Raw genomic sequence first — 2,363 nt, 5'->3', positions numbered from 1 at the left:
GGCGATGCTCTTTTGCTTACAACTGGGTTAATTACCTAAATAGGGTTTTTATAATAATTATTCAGAAGAGGTTATATGTGGTGGGTGATACTGGACTTGAACCAGTGACCCTCGCCTTGTAAGGGCGATGCTCTCCCAACTGAGCTAATCACCCACATATAATAGGTATGACTTAACTGTTTTAACGTTTAGTATAATTTGGTGGGTGATACTGGACTTGAACCAGTGACCCTCGCCTTGTAAGGGCGATGCTCTCCCAACTGAGCTAATCACCCAAATTATACATTTAATATGCACCATTCTAAGAATGGTGGGTCGTACTGGACTTGAACCAGTGACCCTCGCCTTGTAAGGGCGATGCTCTCCCAACTGAGCTAACGACCCATATTAAATTTTAAAACGAGCTATTAATATAATAGCTTTTATATGTGGTGGGTGATACTGGACTTGAACCAGTGACCCTCGCCTTGTAAGGGCGATGCTCTCCCAACTGAGCTAATCACCCACATATAAATTTTTGTAATATGCACCACTCTAAGAATGGTGGGTCGTACTGGACTTGAACCAGTGACCCTCGCCTTGTAAGGGCGATGCTCTCCCAACTGAGCTAACGACCCATATTACATGCTACTACCTGTAGTAAGTAGTACTGGACTTTAACCAGTGAACCTCGCCATCTTTTATAAAAAGCGGTGATGCTCTCTTTTCCTGTAACTGAGCTAACGACCCATATTACAGTTTTAAAAAACTATTAATATAGTAGGTTTATATGTGGTGGGTGATACTGGACTTGAACCAGTGACCCTCGCCTTGTAAGGGCGATGCTCTCCCAACTGAGCTAATCACCCACATATAAATTAAACGCTACTATTTAAAATAGTACTGGACTTTAACCAGTAAACGCCACCCTCTATTATTTAAACGGTGATGTTCTTTTTTCTAATTGAGCTAACAGCTCAATTAAAGTTCTAGATGTGTACACTTAGTAAAGTGGTGGGTAATACTGGACTTGAACCAGTGACCCTCGCCTTGTAAGGGCGATGCTCTCCCAACTGAGCTAATCACCCACATCTAAATAACATTGCATTGCTGCGTTGTTGTGGGGCGCTATTATAGATAGAGTTGCAAATGTGTCAACACTTGAATGATAAAAATGTGCTGAATGAAGGTTTTATAAACAACGCGATGTGGTTGGCGTTTACTTTATCACCAAATTTAAACGGGCAGGACAAATAAACAGCTAAATTAAGCGAAGTGACTGCCTTATTTTTATATACAATAAAAAGCGTTTGCTTAAATAAACGAATAAAAAGCCAATGTTTAAATTGATACATCAAGCGTGACGTCTTTTCACAAAGGAAAGTCACGGTCAAAAAATTAAAATTTTAGAGCCACTATAAGTTAATCTTTAAAAGGGACGAACAGTTTAAAAGGAATAAGTCTTAATATGTATTGCCATTTGTGCGAATAAACTCTAACTAACCTAAAGAGTTTTGGCACAGTGACAACTAAATAGAGCCTATTACCCAAATTTGATCTTAGCCTTTAAAACAACACGAGCTATTTGTTGGTATGTTTAACGACGATCTAATTCACTTCAACTTTTATATTTTTTCAAGCAATTTAAAAAGGGAGGGATATGCATTTAATAAATAAGGTTATCGAATAGGGTTCAGAGATTTAAATAACACACTTATAATCGCAGGTTGGCCTGGTTTAAGTCATGGCAAAAAGTGCTTTTTGAATCTGTACTCAATTTGCTTATAAATGTATACCTTTTATGGTAAACATTATTAGGTCATCAACGAGGTATGAATAGTTAATTAATCTGTTTATAGTGCTGTTAGGTGAAGTAGAGCCCGAATTTTATCGAAATTACAATTTTTAGCATGCTTGATAGCCAGTTTGTTGAAAATTAAACCATTTAAATAAAGTGACATAAAAAACTGTTGACTTTATTTGGGGGGGTGCATAGAATGCGCCCCGCACTCAGCGATACACAACGTGTTAAACACGTTAGGTATTAAAAAGGTTTGGGGCTATAGCTCAGCTGGGAGAGCGCTTCGCTGGCAGCGAAGAGGTCTGCGGTTCGATCCCGCATAGCTCCACCAAATCTTTGTGCATGTCCTAGGGTAGCAGTTTTCTGTGTCCCCATCGTCTAGAGGCCTAGGACACCGCCCTTTCACGGCGGTAACAGGGGTTCGAATCCCCTTGGGGACGCCATCTAACAAATAGTTAGATGTGGTTTGACCAAGAGAAAAACGTAACACTTAAAGCTCGAGTCTTTATGTGTGTTAAGCGTATTACCTTAGCAGCTCGTGATATGAGTTAAACTTATCAAATGTCCTAGTGACACTTTTTAG

At 39.4% G+C, this 2,363-nt stretch carries 10 tRNA genes; 2 read left to right on the top strand and 8 right to left on the bottom strand.

The features are described from left to right. Nucleotides 1-78: 78 nt before the first annotated feature. The 8 genes from CWC16_RS19215 to CWC16_RS19185 all read right to left on the bottom strand — a co-directional run bounded on the left by CWC16_RS19215 (nt 79) and on the right by CWC16_RS19185 (nt 1,067). Nucleotides 79-154, bottom strand: a tRNA-Val gene (locus CWC16_RS19215). A gap of 45 nt (nt 155-199) precedes the next feature. Continuing rightward, nucleotides 200-275 (bottom strand) — tRNA-Val (locus CWC16_RS19210). 33 nt (nt 276-308) lie between these two features. Then, nucleotides 309-384, bottom strand: a tRNA-Val gene (locus CWC16_RS19205). A 45-nt stretch (nt 385-429) separates the two neighbouring features. Further along, nucleotides 430-505, bottom strand: a tRNA-Val gene (locus CWC16_RS19200). Between the two features lie 36 nt (nt 506-541). After that, nucleotides 542-617 (bottom strand) — tRNA-Val (locus tag CWC16_RS19195). Nucleotides 618-640: 23 nt separating this feature from the next. Continuing rightward, nucleotides 641-729, bottom strand: a tRNA-OTHER gene (locus tag CWC16_RS19935). A 43-nt stretch (nt 730-772) separates the two neighbouring features. Continuing rightward, a tRNA-Val gene (locus CWC16_RS19190) sits at nt 773-848 on the bottom strand. 143 nt (nt 849-991) lie between these two features. After that, a tRNA-Val gene (locus CWC16_RS19185) sits at nt 992-1,067 on the bottom strand. A 968-nt stretch (nt 1,068-2,035) separates the two neighbouring features. On the opposite strand from CWC16_RS19185, the gene CWC16_RS19180 reads away from it, so the two are divergent. Further along, a tRNA-Ala gene (locus tag CWC16_RS19180) sits at nt 2,036-2,111 on the top strand. Nucleotides 2,112-2,147: 36 nt separating this feature from the next. After that, nucleotides 2,148-2,223, top strand: a tRNA-Glu gene (locus CWC16_RS19175). Nucleotides 2,224-2,363 lie beyond the last annotated feature (140 nt).

The organism is Pseudoalteromonas sp. S3776, from assembly GCF_005886915.1.
Classification (GTDB): Bacteria; Pseudomonadota; Gammaproteobacteria; order Enterobacterales; family Alteromonadaceae; genus Pseudoalteromonas.
This window is presented reverse-complemented; position numbering and strand designations above follow the sequence as displayed.